Origin of the sequence: Brevibacterium moorei (genome assembly GCF_024580735.1) — a bacterium.
Classification (GTDB): Bacteria; Actinomycetota; Actinomycetes; order Actinomycetales; family Brevibacteriaceae; genus Brevibacterium; species Brevibacterium moorei.
The window spans coordinates 170,646-192,098 of record NZ_JANIJX010000002.1 but is presented as its reverse complement, the minus strand read 5'-3'; the positions used below and the strand labels follow the sequence as shown (position 1 = coordinate 192,098).

The 21,453-nt window shown below is 63.8% G+C and carries 24 protein-coding genes; all 24 read right to left on the bottom strand.

Annotated elements, in window-relative coordinates:
* Positions 1 to 5: 5 nt before the first annotated feature.
* Complete coding sequence (locus tag NQ034_RS02735) at positions 6 to 560, bottom strand: glycoside hydrolase family 25 protein (protein WP_257046925.1); 555 nt, start codon at positions 558 to 560, stop codon at positions 6 to 8.
* Between the two features lie 62 nt (positions 561 to 622).
* Entirely contained in the window at positions 623 to 1,513 is an 891-nt protein-coding gene (locus tag NQ034_RS02730) for a hypothetical protein (RefSeq protein WP_257046898.1), read from the bottom strand.
* Positions 1,514 to 1,582: 69 nt separating this feature from the next.
* On the bottom strand, positions 1,583 to 1,918 hold the full coding sequence (locus NQ034_RS02725; protein ID WP_257046897.1) for a hypothetical protein: 336 nt from the start codon (positions 1,916 to 1,918) through the stop codon (positions 1,583 to 1,585).
* Positions 1,908 to 2,351 (bottom strand): hypothetical protein, encoded by a 444-nt coding sequence (locus tag NQ034_RS02720; RefSeq protein WP_257046896.1) that lies wholly within the window; start codon positions 2,349 to 2,351, stop codon positions 1,908 to 1,910. Before NQ034_RS02720 ends, NQ034_RS02725 begins: the two co-directional genes overlap by 11 nt.
* Positions 2,352 to 2,360: 9 nt before the next feature.
* Positions 2,361 to 4,124, bottom strand: coding sequence for a pyocin knob domain-containing protein (locus tag NQ034_RS02715; protein WP_257046895.1), 1,764 nt, complete (start codon positions 4,122 to 4,124; stop codon positions 2,361 to 2,363).
* Positions 4,125 to 4,164: 40 nt separating this feature from the next.
* Positions 4,165 to 4,362 carry a hypothetical protein gene (locus NQ034_RS02710; protein WP_257046893.1) on the bottom strand — a complete coding sequence of 66 codons (198 nt, stop codon included), beginning with the start codon at positions 4,360 to 4,362 and terminating at the stop codon, positions 4,165 to 4,167.
* Positions 4,363 to 4,424: 62 nt separating this feature from the next.
* On the bottom strand, positions 4,425 to 4,838 hold the full coding sequence (locus tag NQ034_RS02705) for a hypothetical protein (RefSeq protein WP_257046892.1): 414 nt from the start codon (positions 4,836 to 4,838) through the stop codon (positions 4,425 to 4,427).
* A 13-nt stretch (positions 4,839 to 4,851) separates the two neighbouring features.
* On the bottom strand, positions 4,852 to 5,934 hold the full coding sequence (locus tag NQ034_RS02700; protein WP_257046890.1) for a hypothetical protein: 1,083 nt from the start codon (positions 5,932 to 5,934) through the stop codon (positions 4,852 to 4,854).
* A 24-nt stretch (positions 5,935 to 5,958) separates the two neighbouring features.
* Positions 5,959 to 6,645 carry an endonuclease VII domain-containing protein gene (locus NQ034_RS02695; protein ID WP_257046889.1) on the bottom strand — a complete coding sequence of 229 codons (687 nt, stop codon included), beginning with the start codon at positions 6,643 to 6,645 and terminating at the stop codon, positions 5,959 to 5,961.
* 29 nt (positions 6,646 to 6,674) lie between these two features.
* Positions 6,675 to 7,379 carry a LysM peptidoglycan-binding domain-containing protein gene (locus NQ034_RS02690; protein WP_257046888.1) on the bottom strand — a complete coding sequence of 235 codons (705 nt, stop codon included), beginning with the start codon at positions 7,377 to 7,379 and terminating at the stop codon, positions 6,675 to 6,677.
* Entirely contained in the window at positions 7,379 to 11,716 is a 4,338-nt protein-coding gene (locus NQ034_RS02685) for an aggregation-promoting factor C-terminal-like domain-containing protein (RefSeq protein WP_257046887.1), read from the bottom strand. The genes NQ034_RS02690 and NQ034_RS02685 overlap by 1 nt, the downstream gene beginning before the upstream one ends.
* A 9-nt stretch (positions 11,717 to 11,725) precedes the next feature.
* Positions 11,726 to 11,857, bottom strand: coding sequence for a hypothetical protein (locus NQ034_RS02680; protein WP_257046886.1), 132 nt, complete (start codon positions 11,855 to 11,857; stop codon positions 11,726 to 11,728).
* Positions 11,858 to 11,910: 53 nt separating this feature from the next.
* A complete protein-coding gene (locus tag NQ034_RS02675; protein WP_257046885.1) occupies positions 11,911 to 12,450 on the bottom strand; it encodes a hypothetical protein in 540 nt (179 codons plus the stop codon).
* 229 nt (positions 12,451 to 12,679) lie between these two features.
* Positions 12,680 to 13,108 (bottom strand): hypothetical protein, encoded by a 429-nt coding sequence (locus tag NQ034_RS02670; protein WP_257046884.1) that lies wholly within the window; start codon positions 13,106 to 13,108, stop codon positions 12,680 to 12,682.
* Positions 13,109 to 13,130: 22 nt separating this feature from the next.
* Positions 13,131 to 14,591 (bottom strand): hypothetical protein, encoded by a 1,461-nt coding sequence (locus tag NQ034_RS02665; RefSeq protein ID WP_257046883.1) that lies wholly within the window; start codon positions 14,589 to 14,591, stop codon positions 13,131 to 13,133.
* On the bottom strand, positions 14,588 to 14,791 hold the full coding sequence (locus tag NQ034_RS02660) for a hypothetical protein (RefSeq protein ID WP_257046882.1): 204 nt from the start codon (positions 14,789 to 14,791) through the stop codon (positions 14,588 to 14,590). Before NQ034_RS02660 ends, NQ034_RS02665 begins: the two co-directional genes overlap by 4 nt.
* A 70-nt stretch (positions 14,792 to 14,861) precedes the next feature.
* Complete coding sequence (locus NQ034_RS02655; protein WP_257046881.1) at positions 14,862 to 15,413, bottom strand: hypothetical protein; 552 nt, start codon at positions 15,411 to 15,413, stop codon at positions 14,862 to 14,864.
* 54 nt (positions 15,414 to 15,467) lie between these two features.
* Complete coding sequence (locus NQ034_RS02650; RefSeq protein ID WP_257046924.1) at positions 15,468 to 15,923, bottom strand: phage virion morphogenesis family protein; 456 nt, start codon at positions 15,921 to 15,923, stop codon at positions 15,468 to 15,470.
* Between the two features lie 12 nt (positions 15,924 to 15,935).
* Positions 15,936 to 16,448, bottom strand: a complete 513-nt coding sequence (locus tag NQ034_RS02645) for a hypothetical protein (protein ID WP_257046880.1) — start codon at positions 16,446 to 16,448, stop codon at positions 15,936 to 15,938.
* A 310-nt stretch (positions 16,449 to 16,758) separates the two neighbouring features.
* On the bottom strand, positions 16,759 to 17,637 hold the full coding sequence (locus NQ034_RS02640; protein WP_257046879.1) for a major capsid protein: 879 nt from the start codon (positions 17,635 to 17,637) through the stop codon (positions 16,759 to 16,761).
* Between the two features lie 14 nt (positions 17,638 to 17,651).
* Positions 17,652 to 18,023, bottom strand: coding sequence for a capsid cement protein (locus NQ034_RS02635; RefSeq protein WP_257046878.1), 372 nt, complete (start codon positions 18,021 to 18,023; stop codon positions 17,652 to 17,654).
* A gap of 1 nt (position 18,024) precedes the next feature.
* Entirely contained in the window at positions 18,025 to 19,398 is a 1,374-nt protein-coding gene (locus NQ034_RS02630; protein WP_257046877.1) for a phage protease, read from the bottom strand.
* 282 nt (positions 19,399 to 19,680) lie between these two features.
* Positions 19,681 to 19,959: a hypothetical protein gene (locus NQ034_RS02625; protein ID WP_257046876.1), complete on the bottom strand. Its 279-nt coding sequence runs from the start codon at positions 19,957 to 19,959 to the stop codon at positions 19,681 to 19,683.
* A 29-nt stretch (positions 19,960 to 19,988) separates the two neighbouring features.
* A complete protein-coding gene (locus NQ034_RS02620; RefSeq protein WP_257046875.1) occupies positions 19,989 to 21,452 on the bottom strand; it encodes a hypothetical protein in 1,464 nt (487 codons plus the stop codon).
* Between the last annotated feature and the right edge of the window lies 1 nt (position 21,453).

Below are 21,453 nucleotides of genomic sequence, written 5' to 3'. Positions count from 1 at the left end.
TTCTCCTAGTGTTTCGCGGCATACCAGGCCCAATCCGCCCGGCTGCCGTAGTAATGATTTGCGTCCACCGTGTGGCCCTGGAGCCGGTACGATTCCGTGTACTGCCACATGATCGGCCGCGCCCAATGCTTGAGAGTGCCCAGGACGGAGTTGTAGCGCGCCACCCACAGCGGATACAGCTTCGCTACCTTCGACCAGTCGTGCGCCAACTCCACCGCCCGGTACGTGTACAGCCACGGCGTCACGCCCGTCTGCGCCTTCACATAGTCCAGCCAGCGTTTCGCCGCCGCCGTGTCATGCTCCGTCGCCTTGTCCTCCCAGTCGAGGATCAGCACCGCTTTGCCCAGGTACGGGCGCGCGTGCTTCAGGAAATGCTTGGCCTCAGCGATGGAACCCCCGCGGGCGAAATGGTAGATCCCAACCGGGATTCCAGCCTTCTGTGCCTGCGCGATATACCCGGCCGCCGTCGGGTCCACATACGTTGTCCCCTCCGTCAACTTCACGATGACGAACGCCTGCCCGCTCTTGGCGAGGTTCAGGCCGGACTCCCAATGCGATATGTCAATCCCGTGCGACTGAGCCTTCAGCGCCGGGACGGGGGCGGCCCCATTGCTGGGGCCGACTATTTTCCCACGAGGCCCGCCGTCCGCAGGTCGTCCAGGTCCGTCGCCTGATTCGACGTGACCCGCAGGTACAGGCGGTGGTTGGCGTCCGTGAGTTCCCCAGCCGCACTGATCTGCTTCGTGGTCATCCCAGCGGTGCCGTTGATCTCCTTCTTCGCCAGGGTCCGGTAGACCTTCTTGGTCTTCGTGTGGATGATCACCAGGGACGCGACCGCGGTAGCTCCGGGCTTCAAATCCAGGAAGCGCAGGGTCTCCGTCACCACGAACTGCGTTCCCTTCCCCTTCGCCAGGTAAGCGCGGGCACTGTCCTTGTCGCTCACCTTCGCCGTGATCGTCTTGCCCTTGCCGATGTGCTGGTTACCCGTCTTGTGCAGGTACAGATCGGAACTCATGTTGAATAGCCCTCCTCCGGCTTTCGTGTATTTGGGCCGCGCGGCCCGCTTCACCTTCGACAGCGGCACCCACTTCTCGTAGACGCCGCCACCGTCACGCTGATTACCGCCCGACCCGGGAGTGGTATTCCCAGCCACAACCCGAACCTTGCTGCCAACGACCTTCGACGTGGCAATACTGAAATGCGAATACGTGTGCTCAACAGCATCACCCGGCTGAATATCATGCTTGGGAATGATCTTCATTCCGTAGTCGTCAGCTCGGTTGAAGAAATCCCGGACGCCAGCGGTCCGCGGGAAATCAACGTTCGGCTTCAGCCCGCATTGCTTGAACACCCACCAGCCAAAAACAACGCACCACGCCGCCCATTTTTGGTAGGCCTTCGGGTACTTCCCGCCGTAGTATTCGTCGTTGTATTCCACCGAGTTCGTGTAGCCAACCTCATGGACGCCGATCTGCGTCCGGGCCTTGGCGATCACCTGATTCGGTGTGACCATCCCGCCTCCCTGCCTGAGCTTCCCTTAACCCCCATAGGGTGACCGGAAACCGTGGCGGCGGGTGGGAGGTTACGGGTAGTCAATCCCATGCTCGGCAAGCACCTGCAGAATGTCGTACTTCTCCGCGCGCAGGGCCAGGTTCTCCTCCCGCGCCTCATCCAACTGCTTCAGGAACTTCGTACGCAGGTCCTCCAACTGCTGGTCGAAATGCTCCCGCATCTCCGCCATTTCATCCTGCAGCGACTCCAGCTTGCCGTTCAGCTCCTTGTTCTCCGCCTCGGCCTTCTTCCGCCGCTCAGCGTCGATCTTCCCCCGCTGCGACAGCACGAACGCCACCGCCAACACGACGGCCGCTATACCCAGCAGGAACGGGTCAGCGTGCGAAAGGCCAAAGTCACTCGGCATCCGCTTCTTCCTCCTTGTGAGCCACCACGGCAGTCACGAACAGCAGCCAGAACATGACGCACACGAACGCGGGAGCGGCCACGATACGCAAGCCGCCCTGCTCCGCGAACACCCGGAGAGTGCCCTGGAGCAGCACCCACGCCCACATGAGCCACACCGTCCCGGCCAGCGCGGTGGAGATAATGATCCCAGCTATCCACCGGAACAGGATCGTGCCGACGACGAGGGCCCCGGCGATAGCCTGCATGATGCCCCAGGCTTGCGTGCCGACGAGGTTGGCGAACGCGAACACTTCGTTCTCTGTCGTCTGGTCGATTGCCAGGTCAACCCCGGCAATGAGGGAGTACAGGCCCGCAGCCAACGCGGCCGCTGGGAACAACCAATATTGCGGCTGGCGGGACGCGTAGGGGGCAGTCCAAAACGGATGAGACATAACACCACCTCAGAACACGTACGTGAACGACACTTCGCACACGGGCAAGGCGTTAGTGCCAAGCCCCTCAACGTACAACCAACCGCCTGAGTCAATCCTGGCAATTTTCCCAGTATTCGTTAACGCGCAGGCCTGAACACGCGGTTTATAATCATTTAAGTAAAAAGCACTGTACGAACCACCGGAATCGCGCTTAAGATTCTTAATGCTTAATGTGGCTACATGACCAGCAAAACAAACATATACTTCTGGTTCAGCCCAGCCATTTTTAATGTCGCTTGAGTTGATGATAATATGAGCAACTATAGGAGAGATTTTTTCGGAAAAATAGTCTTTTGAAATCGCCGCATCTCCAGAAATCGGGTACTTACGTACAAGGATTTCTTTATTTGAATCTCGCATGACGATATTTCCAATAGGAGCAATTCCAGAAGGTACCGCAGAGCTTGCAGCGTCTAGCTTCGCCTTGTCCGCCGCAGACATGGCTCCACTAGTGGACGGTGTTGCAAGAATGGCTGTCTGGGAGTCCACGTAGGCTTTCGATGCGGCAACGTTCGCGGAATCCGGCACCGCAGGCACCCCGATCTGCCCCGACCCGAACCGCTGCACCAGCGCATTGCCAGTGGCCGCCGTGGTGGCCGTGTTCAGTTTCGCCTTGTCCGCCTTGTCCATCGCGCCATGCGCCGTCGGGGTGGCCAGGGGCAGGTTATGCACGTGATTCTGCCGCGCGTACAGGGCGGAGTTGCCAACGTTCGCGGAACCGCCCGCCACGATATTCGACGGGGCCCCCGTCGCCGCGCGCCCATCCACGTACGCCTTCGACGCCGCATCATACGTGTTCACAGGCACTTCAGGAACCGGGATAGACGCGTCCGCCTTCCGCAACACCAGCGCTCCAGGATTTCTTAGGTCCGAAGCGCCGTCGAGCTTCTTCTTATCCGCCGCCGACATGAGCCCATCCGTCGAAGCCGTAGCCGTCCGGCCGCCCACCAGCGTCCACGCCTTCCACGCATTCGTCACGAACGCCCGAACCCACACAGTCCCACCATCGGTCACGTACATCTGCGTGTAGTTCCCGGCCCCGTACTCATCCGCCACATACAGGGTGCCGTAATTCGTGACCGGGTATCCGTTCGCCAGAGTGGGCGCGGCTGCGGGCTGATACACGCCCGGCGTCTTCGCATTGTCGATGTTCGCTGGAGCCGTGCCCCGCGGGAAACTCGCATTCTTCGCCGCCGACTCGGCCGCCGACTTCGCGGAATCCACATAGGTCTTCGTGGCCGCATCGTTCGGGCCAACAGGGTCAACGAACTGCGCCCGCCCGTTGCCGTCCCGCTGAACCAGCTTCGACCCCGTAGGGGAAGCCGTGGCCCCAGCCAACGCGGCCCGGTCGGCAGCGGGCATGGCACCGTGTGCCGTCGTCGTGGCCAGGGGGATCGCATGGACGTGATCCGCGCGGGCCGCCACCGCAGACGACCCCTCCCCATTCGAGCCGCCAATCAGCACGGACGACGGAGTGACCCCGCCGACCCGCAGCACCTTCTCCCAGTCCGACCCAGACCACCGGTACAGGGTCTTCTCACCCTTCACCCACATCAGGGCGCGTGCCTCCGGCGTGGCAGGCCGATCCGCGTAGGTGGCAACCTCGTGATCTACGGCCACCTTCGCGTCCAGGACGGCCTGCTGCGCATCCCACTCAGCCCGGTTCGGGTGAGGGTCGGAACCGTCCGACCAACGATCCAGCTGCAGGCGGGGAGTCTTCGTAATAGCCATACCCGCATGGTGCCGCCGCCAGCCGCCTGCGTGGGGGAGGTTAGGCTCCCAGGACTCCCAACACGATCAGGTCATCCCGCGACCCATCCACCGCAGCCACCAGGACACGCTGCCCTTCTGCGTACGGCTCCGGGCCCTTCACCGCCTGCACCGGCCCCACCGGCTCATCCTGGAACCACCGCGGCACCAGCAGCCACACGCGGTCACCCGCCACGGACTTCACCGTCCCGCGCGTCACCACCGGCCCAGATTCTCCGGCCGTGAACTGCCTGGGCCTCCACCCCGTCTTCGCCATAGCCCTTACTCCAATCCAAGATAGGCGACGTTCGGCAACTCAAACGCCGCAGAATACCGGTCATCCTCCGGGGCCCGATTGATCGTCAACCCGTCCCCGAACGGCTCCGCCACCGCATCCGGCCCCACTACCAGGCACACCGCATCATCCTCAGCCCGCACCAACACGATCCCCGTCACGTCGTACGCCACCACAGCCTCATAACCCTCACGCTCCAGGAACGCAATCAGCTCCGCATCCTCCGCGGGCCAGTCGTCAGAGTTCAGTTCTCCCAGATCGGACAGCACATCGGCCAGGCAGATAGCCCACTGCGCGGGGGAGTCGTACAGGTCCAGGAAGTCCTCCACCAACCCATCAATCTCATCGCACTGCGCTGCAACCTTCGCGCCAATCCACCACCCATACAGGTCATCAGACACCGCGGCCTCCCCTCTACTTCTTCCCCGTCGTCTTCTTCGCTGGCGTCTTCTTCTTCACCCGCCGGGTAGTCCGCTTCACCGGCTTCTTCTTGTTGGTCGCGGCCTTCTTCTTTTTCTTCGCCGCCACCTTCTTCTTCCGCGAAGTCAACTTCTTCTTCTTCGTGGACCGCTTCTTCTTCTTCGCCTTCTTCTTCTTTTTCTTCTTCTTCCGGCTGTCCGTCGTCTTCTCCGGATTGATCACCCGCTGGCACTGCACCTGAACAGCCTCCATCGACGCCAGCGGGATCGTCACATTCGTCACGATCCACACGTCAGAGTTCAGCTTGGAGAAATAGCCCGTGAACTTCACAATGTCCCCGGGCTTGATCTCCTCCGCATCCGCCGAAATCAGGTTGAACGAACACTGCTCATGCGGCGTTGAATCAGCCGTGTACGAATACTCCGGAGACCCCGCCAGGCCAGCGTGCATCGACTTCGTGGACTTCCACCACAGGTTCCACCGGTTCACGCCCTTCGGCAGAGTCTTGAACCACGTCGGCCGCCCGCAATATCCGTACTTTCCCGCCTCGAACAGCCACAAGCCCAGCTCGTCCTTCAGGTTGTTCATCACGTCCCACGTGGACTGCTTCTCACCCCCGGACGGCTTCGTGCGAACGATCTTCTTCTTCCCCAAACCAGGCTGAACCACCGCAGTCAGCCCGGCTTCCTTGAACCGCTTTTTGATCCACTTGGACACGTCCTGCGTACCCCAGGACTTCCCGCCCGTCTGGTCCTTCAGCTTCGCCGTGCCCTTCGACCTGAGGGTGACGCCAACCTCCCCGTCATCCGGCTTCGCATCGTAGCCGCGCACCTCAAACCGCAACCACTTGTTGAACGTGACGGTGGAGCCCTTGCGGATACCACCCCGCCGGTACACGGTCATGCTCGTGTCGTCCTGCAGGGTGAGACTCATCTGGTTCACCTGGTCATACGCCAGGGACACGTTCGCGCCCGCCCGGACGTACCCGGTGAGGGTGCGGGAGCCCTGCGACGTGGACTTGAAGACAACCTTGCCCAGCCGGTTGTTGCCGTTGGCTGCCCTGTACTTGGTCGCCATTACGGGATCACAACCCGGCGGCTGTTATCGGCCCGTGCGGCGTTCAATACCGTGCATGTTGAGGAAGTGATACAACTGCCCGGCCGTCCGCAGCCCAAGCGCCTCAGCGATGCTCTTGACTGGCATCCGCAGTTCCTCATACATTCTCCTCAGTTCGCCCTCTCCAGGGCACGTGTTACCTTGCCCGCAATGGTGCAGCACCCTTGACTTAGTACCGCACATACTGCGGCCCCGGCGGGGGATTTCGTGACGATCCAGATATCCCATAACGCTGCCGGTGTTGCAGTTCATCAGGTCGGCCATGTCCTGAATGATCCAACGTTCGTCCACGTACATGCGGCGCAGTTCCTTCTCCCCGGGGCAGGTGTTTCCCTTGCCGCAGACGTGCCGCTTTGCGCGGGGCCGCTCTACCCGAACCGGAGCCGGGAGCGAAGCGGGTTCAGCGCGGAGGTAGGAGAACACCCGTTCCCAACCTTCTGCAGAGTCCCCGAACATTCCGAGACCGGTGTTGCACTTCCGGCACAGCGCCCCGCGAATCTTGCCCGTCTGGTGATCGTGATCCACCGCAACCGGGGGAGCCTCGCGGCAAATTGCGCACATGCCGCCCTGGCTTTCCACCAGGAACTCCCATTGGTTCTGTTCGATCTTGTACAGATACCTCCGGACGTTGATCTTTTGCCGTTCTGTGCTGTCCCGAATTTCTTTCGTCATGCCATTATTATATCAATTCCAGCTGTCAATCAGGGGATGACAATCTTACGACCAATGCGCAATCTCCTGGGCTTGATTGGGCGGTTGGCCGAGGCAATGCGCTTCCATTTGTAGGGGTCTTTATAATACTTGCGGGCCAAATCCCAAAGCGTATCACCCTTCTTAATCTTGTGATAACGCTTCTTCTTGCCCTTCTTCTTTTTCTTCGCCTTCTTTTTCTTGCCCTTCTTCTTTTTCTTCTTCGCCTTAGCCTTCACCGTCGGAATATCCGACGCCTCCGTCAACGTCAGGGTAATATCCGCGCGGGACACCTCACCCTTCTTGTTCCGCGCGGTCACGTCAATGGACCACTCCGAAATGATCCACCACAGGCCCTCCTCCAGCGCGGGACTGCCCGACCCGGAGAACCTGATCTGCGTGCCAGCCTCCGCGCGGGTCCGGAACCACTTAGCTTGCGTCTCACACGACGTCTGGAGGTTGGCCGCGCCCACGGTCACCTTCCACGACAGGGTGCGCAGCTTCCGGTTGCCGTACCGCATCAACGGCTTCAGCCCGGAACGCTTCACCTCCTGCCACTCGGACCCGCCGCCCGCGTTGATCTCCCGCGGCTGCCGCATCTTCCGGTCCCCGAGCACGTACGTGTACCCGTTCTTGTCCCGGATGATCGGCCGCCCGCCAATGAACCGGCTATCCGCCACATACGACGGGCCCAGCAGCGCCTTCTTCTTCGCCATTACCGGCGCTCCTCCCACTCACGCAGCACGCGTTCCATACCTTCTTCAATGCCGTCCTGCAGACGCTCCTCCAGGTCGTCCACGCCGTACACGTCACCCGTCACAGTGACCTCCACCGTGACCATGCCGCCACCACCGGCGGGGGCCGCCTGCATCTGCCGCAGTCCAGCCGTGAGGAGGTCCGACTGCGGGCCCGTCAGCACATACTCCGACGACGACGACAGGTTCAACCCGGCCCCGCCCGGCGGCATGAACCCGCCGTTGTCGTACACGCCCAGGCTCGTCGGAATCACGCCGCCCTGGTCATACCAGTGGTGCGACTGCCAAAACGCCTTCGCCTTGGCGAAGTTCCCGAACCGGCCGTCCACATACCGCTTCATAGCCTGGAGCTGGAACTCCATGCTGTACTGCGACAGCGGAGCCGCGAACCCCTGCTCATCGCACTGCATCGTGAGGAACTGGGGGAGTCCCGTTGCGGACGACGTACCGCCCGTGGACTTGTTATTCCACCCGGATTCCCGCTGGATGATCCAGTCCATGTCCTTGACCTCAGCCGGGCCCCAACCCTGCTGCAGCGCCCACGCAATGCCCTTGGCGCGCACGGCCATAGCCTTCCCCGCGGACACCCACTTGGAAGCCGTCTCCGCGATAGCACCACCGCCACCGAAAGGCGTGGCCACGGACACCAGCTTGTTGATCATGCCCTTCACCGCGCCACTGATCATGTCCGACCAGCCGCCCGCCTTCGGAATCTTCGCCAGCTTCTTGATCAGGTTCGTCAACGGGGACAGGTTGATGAGCGAACCCCCGCCGCCGCCTCCAGTCCGACCGCCGCCGGACACGAACTGCCCGCCGACGGTTGGCAGGTGGAACTTCCACGGGAACAGGCTGTCGTCGGCACCGCGCGCCCCGCCGCCGGTTGCCGGGCCGTGGTGGCCATAGCTCTCCACGTTCATGCCGCCCAGCGTGCCCGCCGTGTGACCAATACCGGAACCCGTGTTGGGAGACACGCCAATGGAGAACGCGGACCCCTGCAAGCCCGGCTGGAAGCCCGCCACGCCACGATTGCGACCGAACGACCCCGTAGCGAACAGACGATTGTACGGAGACCGGCCGGTGAGCACGTTCGTGATCGCGGACATGAACCCGGAGCAGTCATACCCGGCCGGTCCCGTACCGCCCCAGATGTACGGCTTGCCGACCTGGGACCGCGCCCACGCCTGCGCGCGGGACACCGCCGACGGCAGAGCGCCGCCGTTCTTCCCGGCCGCCGCCCACACGCCACCATCCGCGAACGCGCTGGAGGACTCCCCGCCGAACTTCAGATAGTTCGCCAGGCCGCGGCTCCCGCCCTGCTTGGCCGCCGTGTTCATCTGCGCGATACCGACGGGCCCGCCGACCGCGCGGGTGAACTCCGGCCGCATGATCGCCTCACCGCCGGACAGGTGCAGGCCGCCCGCGGTGGGGGAGTAGAAGTGATGCACGTCCCGGCCGGGCGTGTACCCGGGCATGACACCGCCGTCAGCGAACTTCACATCGGGCAGCGTCTTGTCCTTCATGCCGACAGCGTTGGCGATGCCGTTCCAGACCTTCTGGATACCGTTCGTGTAGACCGTGTTGACGATGAACTCAACGGGCTTCCGGGTGATTTCCTTCAGCTTCCCCCAGGCCGTCCCGATACCGTCTTTCGCCTTCTCGAAGGCGGTCTTCACCGCGTGGACGGCCTTCTTGATCCCTTCAAAGACCGGATCAATGATGGACGTCTTGACGTTGCGGATTCCGCCCGCCATGACGCTCCAGGCGGACTTGATCCCGTTGACGGTTGGCGTCCACACGCTGTCCTTCAGGAACTTCACGGCGGTGCCGACCGCTGACAGGGCGGGTTTCAGCAGATTGGTCCAGGCCGCCTTGATGCCGTTGACCATCAACGTCCACCCGGCCTTGATGCCATTTAAAGCGGGCTTGATCGCGCTGTTCCACAGCCAACCAGCGAATGCGCCAACAGCACTGAACGCCGGGCGGAGGACGGACTCCCATAGCAGTTTGATGCCGTTCACGAGGAAGTTCCAGCCGTTCTGAATCCATCCGAAAACGGGCTTCAGAACGGTGTTCCACAGCCATTGCGCCACCAGGGAGATAGCCGTGAAGACGGGCTTCAGCACGATCTTCCAGTACAGGCCGATTGCGGTTGCCAGGGCGAGGAACGCGAACTGAATGACGGTCCAGATAGGTTTGATCACGAAATTCCACAACCACTGTAGGGTTGTGGCGATGCCGGTCCAGACTGCCTGGAAGACCGGAACCACGCTAGTCTGGAACCATCCCACGACCGCCTGAACGGCCGTCATAATCCCCGCCCAAACGCCAGAGAACACGCCAGCGAACCAGCGAACGGCGGCCGGTATGACCTGAGTAAAGAACGGGATAATGCCACCCAACACCCCGGCCACGATATTCAGCGCCACCGTCACCACACGGGCAACCACCCCAAACACGGCGGAGAACACCGCGGCCAACACCTTCACGACGGGAATCAGGATCGCCGCCAGCACCTTCACCAGGACAGACACAATCGGCATGACGGCCCCGATGACAGCGCCGATAGCCTGCACCACGGGCGACAGAGCCCCGATGACGGAGGATATGGCGGGCATGAGGGCCTTCACCAGCGTCATCACCACGCCAATAACCGTCCCGATCAGCGGAACTATGGTCTGCAGAAGCGACTGGATCAGCGGGGTAGCCATCTTCACGACCTGCGCCAGCACCCCCGCCACCTGCATCAGAATGTCCTTCAGTCCGCCGCCCAACGCCGGGCCCGCGTCCTTGAACAGGGGGAGGAGGGTATCTCCCAGCATGGTCACCACGCCCATGAGCGCGGACCGGAGTTCCGGGGAGATAGCTACCAGCCCGGCCAGCACACCCACCAACGGGTTGATCGCCGGGAACAGGGAACCCAGCAGGGGAATCTTCGACAACAGGCCGGACGACATGGCAGCCAGACCTCCGAGCAGCGGAGCCAACACCGGGGCCATGTCCTGAATCGTCTTCACCAGGCCGTCCATCACACCGTCATCAGCGAGGGACGCAAATATCTTGCCCAGCTTGTCCGCAACGGGCTGCAGCGCCTTGCCGATAGCCTCCGACGCCGGGGCCAGTGACTTAGCCAGGGCGGAGATGAGTTTCTGCGCGCCCTGGCCCAGCACCGCAACCGTCGGGAAGATGCCTTCCAGCATGGTCGCGCCCATGCGACCCAGGGCCGCGTTGAGGTTCTGGAACGTGCCCGTGAGGGTGTTACCCATCTCGTCCGCCACCGTGCCGGAGGCTAGCTTCGCGGCCTTCGCGTACATGGCAAAATCGACCTTGCCGCCCGACACGAACTTGTTGAGTTCGTCGCCGGTTTTCCCCGTGACCTGCTGCAGGGCGGTGAAGATCGGCAGGCCGCGGTCGGCCAGCATGTTCAGGCTGTCCGTCTGTGCCTTCCCGCTGGCGGCCACCTTGTTAAAGATGATGCCCATCTCGCCCATATCGGACCCGCTGGCCGCAGCCGAGTTTGCCACGGTCTTCAGAACACCGGTCAGTTCTTTACCAGGCTTGATTCCAGCCGCGACGGCACCAGCGGCCGTGGTGGCAGCCGCGTCCAGGCTGAAAGCCGTACCGGAGACCGCCTCATTAGCGTTGGCCATGATCGTGTCCACGGACTTCGCATCGTTGCCAAGGCCCTTCAGCTTCGCTTGGGCGGCGTCGATGTTCGACAGGCGGTTGAAGCCCTTACCCAGCGCGGTTCCAAGCACGCCGACGACAGCGCCGCCAGTAACCTCCGCCGTCTTCTTGACGCCTTCCATGCCCTTCTTGAACGAGGACTCGAACGCGCCCGCGGCCTTCTGCCCCAGCGGAGCCATTTTCGACCCAAGCGCCTTGAACGGGGACGTAACCCGGTCGGCGGCGGAGCGGGTCCGGGTGGCGATACCGTTGACCGCTGACGTCACCCGGTCCGCGCCAGTGCGCGCGGACCCGCCCATCCGCTCCATCGCGGCCGACATTCCATCGGTCTTCTTCGCGGACCCGTCCATCGCGGACCCAGCCCGGTTCATGGCGTCAGCCATTGCGCCTCCGGTGCTGCCAACCTTCCGGCCGGAACCGTTCACCCGGTCCAGGGCCTTCTCGAACGCGCCCGCGCTCTTGGCCGCGCCCTCATACCCAAAATTCTTCTCGTCGGACGCCTTCGCAACGTCCTCCGTGGCGGCGGTGGCTCCATCCAGTGCGCTCGTAACCTGACGGATTTTCGCGCTCATCTGATCGCGCAGGTCGATTGTGAACTGGACTGTTTCAGCCACCGCCACCCCTCATTTCTTCTTGCCGATTTCGTCGGCCGCCCGCTTCTTCTCCTCCTGCACGTACAGGGCCGCAGCGAGACGGGCCGCCACCTTGAACTGATCCGGTTCCTCCAGGACCATCGCGGGATCGAGCTTGAACACTTCGCACACCAGCGCGGCCGCTTGCAGCTCGTCCTCCGCCTGGAGGAGGGGGATCAGTTGCTGGACATAGGGTTTCCCGCGATAACCTCCGAGCCGTACCCTGCGGCCTGCACCAGGGCATCGGAGAACGACGTGGCCAGGCCGTCACCCAGCAGCGCGCGGACACCATCCGCAGCATTCGTGACCCCGGTCAGCGACATCATTTCCTCCGAGCGGAGAGTCACCGCGTCCCCGTCGCCGTCGGTCAGCTTCTTGCCGCCCATGTACACGGCCACGGACTTCTCCACCAGCGCCAGCGCGGCAACCTTGCCCGAGTCCACGTCTTCCTTCTGACGCGAACCCTTACGCCGGGACCGCTTCTGCCACGTCTCCAGCTCCGCCGTGCTGATGTTCGCGTTGAACTCCAGTGCCAGGTTCACGCCCTCCAGCACGTCATCGGGCACGTCGTAGGTGACCGTGTTCGTCGTCTTCGACTCCACCGCGCGCTTGAGCCGCGACAGGGCCGAATCCAGGCCGAGCGTCTGCACCTCACTACCGGTCTCCGCCTGCGGCTGGTCACCGTCGTACGTGATGTTCTCCATGTCGTTCCCCACAGCTGTCTCCTCTTGGGGTTGTGCCCGCCCGCCCGTATGCGGTCGGGGCTCTACCGGATAGGTTCAGACAGAACGGCCCCGCCGGGTGGGAGGTACGCAGTAAAGCGCACCCCCGCACACGGCGGGGCCGTAACGGGGTGGGGACCAACAGGCTGTGATGTTGTGGGCAAGACGCCCATTGGCCCCCTACAGGCCCGCCCGGGAGACTCGGGCGGGCGGTCTATAGGGGTCAGGCCGAACGCGGAACTGCGAACGTAAACGTGACCTCAGCGACGTCACCACTGGAGGCGTCGGACTCCGGAATCTTGATCGACTTCAGCAGCGCATCCGGGTACGTGGTCGGCTTCCCAACCTTCACGAAGTCCGCATCCGTCGGCTGACGGCTGATCGTGTACGTAGCCGACCCGACCAGCTTCACCAGCTTGTCGATGATCGGCTGATCGCGCTGCGCCCGGTACGGGCGCGCCAGCTCCACATCGTTCGTCTTCGGCGGGCCGCCCAACTGTTCCGGGTAGGTCGCGCCACCCTCCCAGACCTCGGACGAATCCGCTTCGACGTCGCCGCCGGAGAACTTCGCCCACGTGTCCGGCACCGGGACGGGGCCGCCGGTGAGCGTGGTAATGAAAGACCGCTGAGCGGTCGCCTTGCCAGTTGCCATCGTCTTTCACCTTCCTTTCTGGTCAGAGGGCCGCGGTGAACGGAACCTTGACGATTTCGAGTTCGATCAGGTTGGCGGTCGGGGACAGGCGCACAGCCACACGCGCCATGATCTTGTTCTCCGCCAGGGTCGCCGGGGTGTTCAGCGAGTCGTCCACGGTGACCTGATAGCCGGGGTCCAGCTCGTTGCCCTCAGCGTCAAAGCTGGGGTAGAAGCCATTGCCGCGGGCGATGGGGTCCAAGACGCCCACCAGCGCCGACTCGATCTTCCCGGTGAGGAGACCGCGGCCGTCGATGGTGTCGAACACGAACTCCTCCAACGCCTGCTGGCAGGACACGGTGAGGTAGTTCAGCGTGTCCCGCGCGGTCAGCATCTCGAAGTGCTCCGAGTTCTCCGACAGGCTCCACCAGCCGTACAGGCGGGTCTTCCCGTTGCCGGTCATGATGCCGGTGACGTTCTGGTCCACCAGCTCCTCGTTGAGGGACTGGGAGACGTTATCCACGGTGCCCAGCAGCCAGTCGGCAGTGGAGAAATCACCCGCCGGGGTACGCCAGGGGCCGTAGGTCGCGTGCGCTTCGGAACGCTTCGCCGCCGCATAGCCCTCCGGCGGGCACTGGCGGGACGCGGAACCATCCGGCACCGTCACCCACGGGTACAGGATCGCGCCATAGTCCGCGGCCGGATGCTGGCCCAGCTCAGCGGCAGCACCCTCCACCTCGGACACCGGCGTGTCAACGTCCATCGCCATGAGCGCCACCCGGTTGAACTGCTGCGCATGGTTCAGCAGCACGTCACCCACAGTGTCGGCGGTCAGGCCGGGCAGGGCCACGGCTCCGGTCCCGTACTCGGTTCCGATCTGGCCCAGGGCGTCCGCGATGACAGCGCCGCCAGCGGCCGCGCGGTCGTCATCACCGGCAGTCAGTACGACGGGATCAATTGTGGCGGACGGCAGGCCGTTATCACCCGGAACAGGGGTAGCCACGAGGTACTTGGAGCGGCGGTTGATCGACTCAACCAGCTCCAGCACGGTCGCCTCCGTGAAAGACTCCACCCCGGCCGGACCGGTCACGGTCAGGCGGGAGCGGGCGGGAGCGAACGCGGTAGCGCCCACCTGCGTCACCACGATGGACACGCCAGCGGACCATGCGCCAGCGCTGGAGGCCGTCAGGGTGACAGTATCGGCGTCAGCGTTGTCCTTCAGGACCGCGTTGCCAGTCGTAGCGGCCGGACCGACCGCGCGCACGAACACGGCCTCACCTCCGCCCTCCTCGAAGAAGGATCGGATCGTGTCATACAGGGGCGAATTATAGGCAGTCCGCCCGCCAAACGTCGTAGCGAACGCGGCCGCGGAACGGACAATGGTGGGAGTGTTGGCGGGCCCGCGCTCAGCGAGACCAGCCAGGAAGAACCGGCCAGACGCGACACCGGTACCAGCCCGGCCCGCCTGCGCGGTCGTAGTGACGTGTACACCTACACGGCTCATGCTTCATCCTCCTCGGGATCATGAGTTTTCCCCCGCGGCTTGGACGCCGCAGGCTTGGAGACGGGAGCCGCCACAGGGGCGACCGGGGCCAGCACACCGCGTTCGATCAGCCGCGCGGTCCGCGGATCGGCCGGGTCACCCTTGCAGGTGCCCAGACCGTCCACAGTGTGCCCGGCAGAGTCGAAGACACGCGGCTGCATGTCATGGTTTCGATACTCCATACCCGTCACAATGGGGCACCCAACCGCGGCCGGGTGGGAGGACGGCCGTTTACGATTCCCACGGCACCGCAGCCACCGGAATATCCGCCGCCCGACCCATCGACGGGAACGGCGACCCCACCTGCTCGTCCGCGGTGATCGGGAACTCCACATACACGGCGGAGATGAACCGGTTGTTCCCGTCCGGCATCACGTCCCACGGTTCAGCGGACACACGGGTCGGATCAATCACAATGGTCTCCTCCGTCGTGATCCACTCCGGGGTAATATCCCGCCGCTCCAACACCACCGCGCGCACCGCCTGCTCATACAGGCGGGCCTGCCGCTCAGTCGTCTGCCGGGACGTGTGCCGCACCAGCGCATACACGCGCACCGTGTACCTGAACTCATAGGACTCAGTGAGCACCCCGGACTCCGGGGCCCGCAGGTCAACGTCCTTCTGGTCCACCGTCGTCCACGCGCAGAACACGCACGGCCAATCCCCGATAGACTCAATGGCCGGTTCCGCATCCAGGACGGGAGCGGGGTCGGGGAGTTCATCCGCGGGGAGCTTAAACGCCCTGCGCAGCCCGGCAATCTTCTCTACCAGCGCGGCCTCCATCCGTTCCTGCACGGCTCTCAGCACAGTGTCAGCACCCAGCATGACGATCCCCTTTCATCGGTTGTGCTCCAAAATCCACCGCTGCAACTGTTTCTCCACAGCGCGCTTGAACGTCTTGTCGGTCCGGATCAGCACCGGCCGGGCTGGCATCGTCTTGGTTCCGTTCTGGTGGTAGGCCGCGTACTCCACCAGCGTGCCGAACGTCAGCGTGCCATTGTGGACCGCACGGATACCGGACCCCGACGTGGTGAGTGACGTCTTCAGGTCGCCCGTCCGCTCCAGAATGCCCTTCCCCGGGTAGTGCTGGCCCTTCCACTTGGCGTACTCCTTCGACAGGGCCGCCCACTTCGGCGGGTAGGCCCCGCCCTCCTTCTTGAACTGCTGCGCCTCCTGCTCCTCGATCCACTTGGAGAGGTTCGTCAGGAAGCCGTCAACGTTCTTCAGTTGGCCCTTGATGCGGGACAGTTCGAGGTTCATATCCTCGATGCCCGTACCGCGAACCGTGAACATTTGAACCACGGGCTACCACCTCATGTAGTCGCGGATCGCGGGCCGGGGGAACCGGCCGCCAGACGGCCGCCCGCCCGAATGCCGCCCGCCGTCCTCAGGATGATCACCCAGCCAGTCTTCCAGTGCCTTCGCCAGCGCCTCCAGACCGTCCAGGTACCGCTGCCACAACACCTCCGAATACGCGGTGCCGTCCGCTATCGCGGCCTTCTCCGGGGCCGCGGCCGCATACAGGTACGATCCGGCCCCGTTGGCCACCACGTCCCGTCCGGACGCCACCACGGAATCGAAGATCAGCGAGGTGTCGCGCAGGTCCAGGAACCGCGCCAGGCGCGCCCGCACCCGGGACGCCACCTGCCCAATCCACTCCTCCACCATTTGCTCCGTCACATACCGTTCACCGTCACGAATCCGGCCACCGTGCTGCGTCTCCCCGGTACGCATCTTCACCGCCACCGTCATGTTCAGGTTCAGCACGTCCGTGACCTTGCATCCGAAATCTGTCTGCCCCGCCAGCGTTCCCGCCACCACGGCCACCACCCTTTCTGATATGACGGTGGCCCGGCCCTGCAATAGGACCGGGCCACCAATACGCTGCCTTCAGGCTTCTTCGAGAGCCCCGATACGGGCCCCGCGCTCCAGCTCCTCCGGCGTCACGCCGATCACGTCACCCTCCCGGGCCGGGACGACAACCCCGCCGACCTTCCGGCCGTACATCGTTGCCGTCACCCGCGCCCGAACTGGGGCCGCTTCCGGGGCCTCCGCCTCGGCAGGGGCTTCCACCTTGGCTTCCGGCTTCTCAGCCGGGCTCCTACGACCTGCCATAACGCGCCTCCGATCAGCTAATGCCCGTGATCTTCACGGCCGAGAACGGATCAGTAACGACGGGCACGCAGGCGCGCCACGCCTGAAGAACCTGCACCTGGCGGTGCTTCTCCTCATAGCTGTCCGCCTTCAGGCCGCCCTCCTCGTCACCGACGACACCCAGCGAGTTGCGGTCAGCAATCCACGCGGTACCCTTCGTGACCATAGGCGACTTGATCCACTCCAGCTCCAGCAGGCCGGAGAGGTCGCGGGACAAGACCGGGCTCAGCTCCTTCGTCTCCCGCGGCAGGGCGTCACGAACGTCCTTGCGGGTCTTCAACAGCAGCGCATCCTCCGGGTTGATCAGCGCGACATTCGACTGGTAGCCGTTGTCGTTGTCGTCCACGAGGGACTGCGCCCGCATCAGGTCCGCCAGCGGGTCCGCGGCACCATCGGTCCACGCGGTACCCGACGCATACGACGGGATCAGCGGGTCCGCGAGCAGCGTTGCCACGGCAATCGTGTTGGTCTTCCGCACGACAGTGTTCGCCAGGCGGGTGACCTTGTTCGTGTAGTATGCCTGATCGTTGCGGCGGATAGCCTCCAGCGACATGTCAACTTCACCGCCGTACTTCTGCACGCGCGCCAGACCCGGCTCAATATCGGTATCGGTCAGCTTCGGGAACTCAGCCCCGGCGTCGATTGCCTGCGCGTCACGCTCCAGGTACGGGTTGGAGATATTCCGGTCGAACACAATCGCACCACCGTCAGCGGGGGAAGCCCCAAACAGGTAGTCGATGATGTACTTGCCCTCGTTCAGGGATTCCAGACGCGACTGGATGCGGGTCGGGTTGACGACCAGGGCGGCAATGTCGGCCTGCGCCAACTTGGGGGGAAAGAACGAATTAACCACAGTTGTAGTTCCTTTCAGATGCTCAGCAGGACCGAGACAGGTTCACCGGCCGCCGCATCCGCGAGGGCCTGGCCGACAGCAGTAGCACGGTCAGCGGCCACAGCCGCCTTCCCGTCCGCACCTACACCGATGAGCGCACCAGCCGTAACGGCGGCTCCAGCGGTCACGGGCACAACGCCGCCGGTATGCACCAGCACGCGCTCCGCGTTCTCCGCATCCCGGGCAACCACGCCGAACGGGATGTCGTCCTCCCCGGCTGCGGCGATGTGCGGCGCATTGTAGACGCCGCCGGTCGCCAGCTTGACGAACGTGGCTCCGGTCAGGGCCGCGGTAGCCACCGCGGTAATGTCCTGGCCGGGCTTGAAGTAATGCAGCGAAGTAGCCATATCAGCGGGCCCCCCAAATCTGTGCTTCGTAGTCGTCCAGGGCCTTCTCGCGGGCCTCGGACATGCTGGACACCTCAGGTGCGATAGCGGACCCGAGTTCGTTCACGGGGACGACCTGCGCACGCTGGGAGAGCAGCGTGGTGATCGACTCCTCGTTGTCGTCCAGGGCGGTGCGCCAGGCGTCCCGCTCGGACGGGTGTAGGCGGCCCTCAGAAAGGGCCGTGTTGATGATCCCGTCACGGCGGTCAGCGTCCCGCGCGGCAGTCAGCTCAGCGAGCTGCGTGGCCATGGACTGATTGGACGCGGTGAGTTCGGAGAACTGCGCTTCGGACACCAGGACGGAACCGGTGGGGGCCTCGGACGCGGCCACCGGGTTCTCCCCGTCTTCACCGTCGCTGTTCTTGACGTCGGTGAACGCCTGAGCAATGGCCTCCACAGCCGCATCCGGGATTTCAATGGCCGTGTAGTCCTCACCCTCAGGCGGGTCCACTTCGACGGCCGAGAACAGGTCAGCGAGAGTTGCCATGCCCGTTCCTCCTTCGCTTGTTGAAAGGTTGTCGATCTGAGCTTGCGGGCCCGCGGGGGCGGCGGGTGGGACGTTGGCGGTTTGAGTTCCGGGCTGCTTCGGCACAAACGACCGGCCGGGGTCTTCCTCCACCTCCACCGGTTCGCCCGTGACCTCCACGACGCCCTGCGATTCCGTGTAGGTGCCCTGCATGTACCGCAGCTGCCCGGTGAGCGGGTCACCGTCAATGGTCGTGTACCAGTACAGGGTGTCGGTGAAGTCGAGGACTTCTCCCGCGCCCGGCGTGGCATCCAGCAGTGCCTTCCGCAGCTGTTCTGCGGACAGGGGATCACCCAACTTGAACGCCACCAGGGCCCCGGCGTCGGAGTCCAGTGCGGTCCCGTCGGACAGGGCCGCGTGAACGGTGCCGAGGCCCTTCACGGCCGGGGGAGTGGAGCCCAGCAGCGCAACCGCGGTCAGCACCTTCTTGAACTTCCGCACCACCTCACCCGCAGCGTCCTTCAGGGTGACGTTGGATCGGAACTCAGCCGACCGGTACGGGTACGCGGAATCCGCCTTCGCCGCCAGCTCCTCCGGGACGTTCACGAAATCCCCCAGGAGAGTCTGCCCGTCGTCGGAGAGCCGCACGTTGGCCACCTGCCCGTAGGCGGGTTCACCGTCCTGCCCCAGCTCCGGGAACCGCTGGTCAACGTGCCCGATCTTGATCACGGGCATGTCCAGGGTATTGTCGGCCGCCGCATCGGCCATTGCCTTCAGGTCCGCGGCCGTGACTGGCTGCGTCCCGCCGACGCTTGCATTCCAGGTGCCCGTACGGATCAGGGGGACACCCGGGATCGTTGTATATCCCATACCCGCATCATGCGGAGCCGGGGGCCGGTTTGGTGGGAGGGCGGCGGCGGGCACAAAAGAACCCCGGAATGCGAGCGAACATCTTGCCGGATATGACTCGCAGCCCGGGGCCTGGACCCTCAAGGAGGGCACACTCATGGTTGATTCTACGCGAAAGGCCCCCGCCTGAACGAATCAGACGGGGGCCTCCCACACCAGCCCGAGAACCACCCGGAGAGAATCACGCAACGCTAGGTCAGACACAAACGCGATCAAGAACAACTGTAGCGCATAACCCGGACGTCACGCACCATCATCTGATGATGCTGCGTCGATTACCTCAGCCGCGACGCCGCTGATAACTTCCTCCGGTTCGTCAAGGTTCCGCGCCCAGGCGATAAGCCGGGCTGACAGCTCACGCGGTATTGGACGACCGGCCTGCGTTGCAATCTGGTGAGTCACTGACAGTAGGGCGTCATCGAACTCACCCGCCATAACAGCAGCCCCGGCCGACATGTTCGTCTTCAGTCCAGCCTCAGCCGCGAACTGTAGAGCGTCCTTCAGTAGGGCAATTTCGTTCATGAGCGTCTCCTTGGATACCTAACATTATACTATAATAAGCTACTACCTGAAGCGTCCTCTTGGGGCAACGCTTTCCCGTCGAAACCTACGCGCACAACACCCGGTCCGTATACAGGATAGAACTTGCTGAGCACTCCGTTCCATCCAATCTGAACCCTGCAAAACACGCCAAATGCGAGCCCCGTAAGCACCCATCCAGAAGGCCCGTCATCCTGAACGGTTCCAGGCGATGAGAGAACCTGGCTCAAGGCCTGTTCGGCCTTGTCTGAGTCCCACCCTTCCGGAAACTTCGTCTTCCCGACCGCCCGCGAACTGCGCAGATGACCGCCAGCCCATTTCGGCTTGCCTGGGTCGCCGTTTTGAAACTTCGGTACGCCCGCCTTGTTGGTCTGCCGCCGACCACCGAGGATCGTCTCCCAACCGTTCCGGCCGACAACTACAGAGCTAATCGCATCTTCCGCAGTCGCAAGATTCGGCCTTCCAAATTGCTCCTCGTCATTGATGAACTTCACGGAGCGGAGCTGCTTGTTGCCAGCAGGTTCAGGCTCCGGCTTGGGTTCTGGTTCCGGCGGGTCTTCCGGCCGCCCCTCAGCGCCCCAGTCGATTACCAGAATGCCACGGCACCGGTTCCCACCCTCACAGTTCTTGTAGCCGGACACGGGATAGTCCACATATGCCTCATCCAGGCTGGCGTAGTCCTTCCCGTCGATGTGATCGCAGGGGATGCAGGTGGACCCGTCAAGCAATTCTGAAGCCCAGATGTCCTCCGGTTCGCGCTGCACCTCCGCCACTCCGTCCCGCCTCCCGGAACCGTGCTGCACCAGGGTCTCTTGGCGTGCCGCGTCCACTACGCCCTTGTAGGCGTGCCCGGCCGCGGCCTCCAGCGCGTCCCCTACGGTGGCTTTCTTCGGGTTGGCGGCCGCGGTGCCGAGTTGCTTCAGGACGTCCTGCCACAGAACCCCGGCTACCCCGGTCCCGGCGGCCTGCATCTGTTGCCACCCGGGGGTCTTCTTCATCCCGCGGGAGGCCATTGCGGCGGCAACCTCCACGCCCTGCCGTTCCGCCTCACCAATCACCGACTCCCGACCGCGTTCCCGTACGGTGGCCAGCAGCCCGGCGAGACGTTCCGCATACCCGGCCAGGGCCTTCTTCACGGCCTCCGGCGGGGCCAGTAGCATCCCGGCCAGCGCGGCCTGCAGTTCCTGTGGCGTGTCCACGGTGTCGGGTAGGTATTCGGTGACGGCGGCCAGCACGTCGTCCACGGCGGCCTTCGTGGCGGCGTTGACGGCGGCCTCCGCGTGCTTCAGGGTGGAGTCGATTTCTCCGAACCGTACCCGGGCGCGGATCTCGTGCGGATGCAGGGCCCGCTTCGCTCCCGCGAACGATTGCCCCGCCTCCGCCTCCTTCAGGATCAGCAGGCGTTCCGCTTCCATCAGCAGGGCCCGGCGCTCCAGGCGGCGGGCGACACCGCCAAGGGAGGTACGCCCACCCACG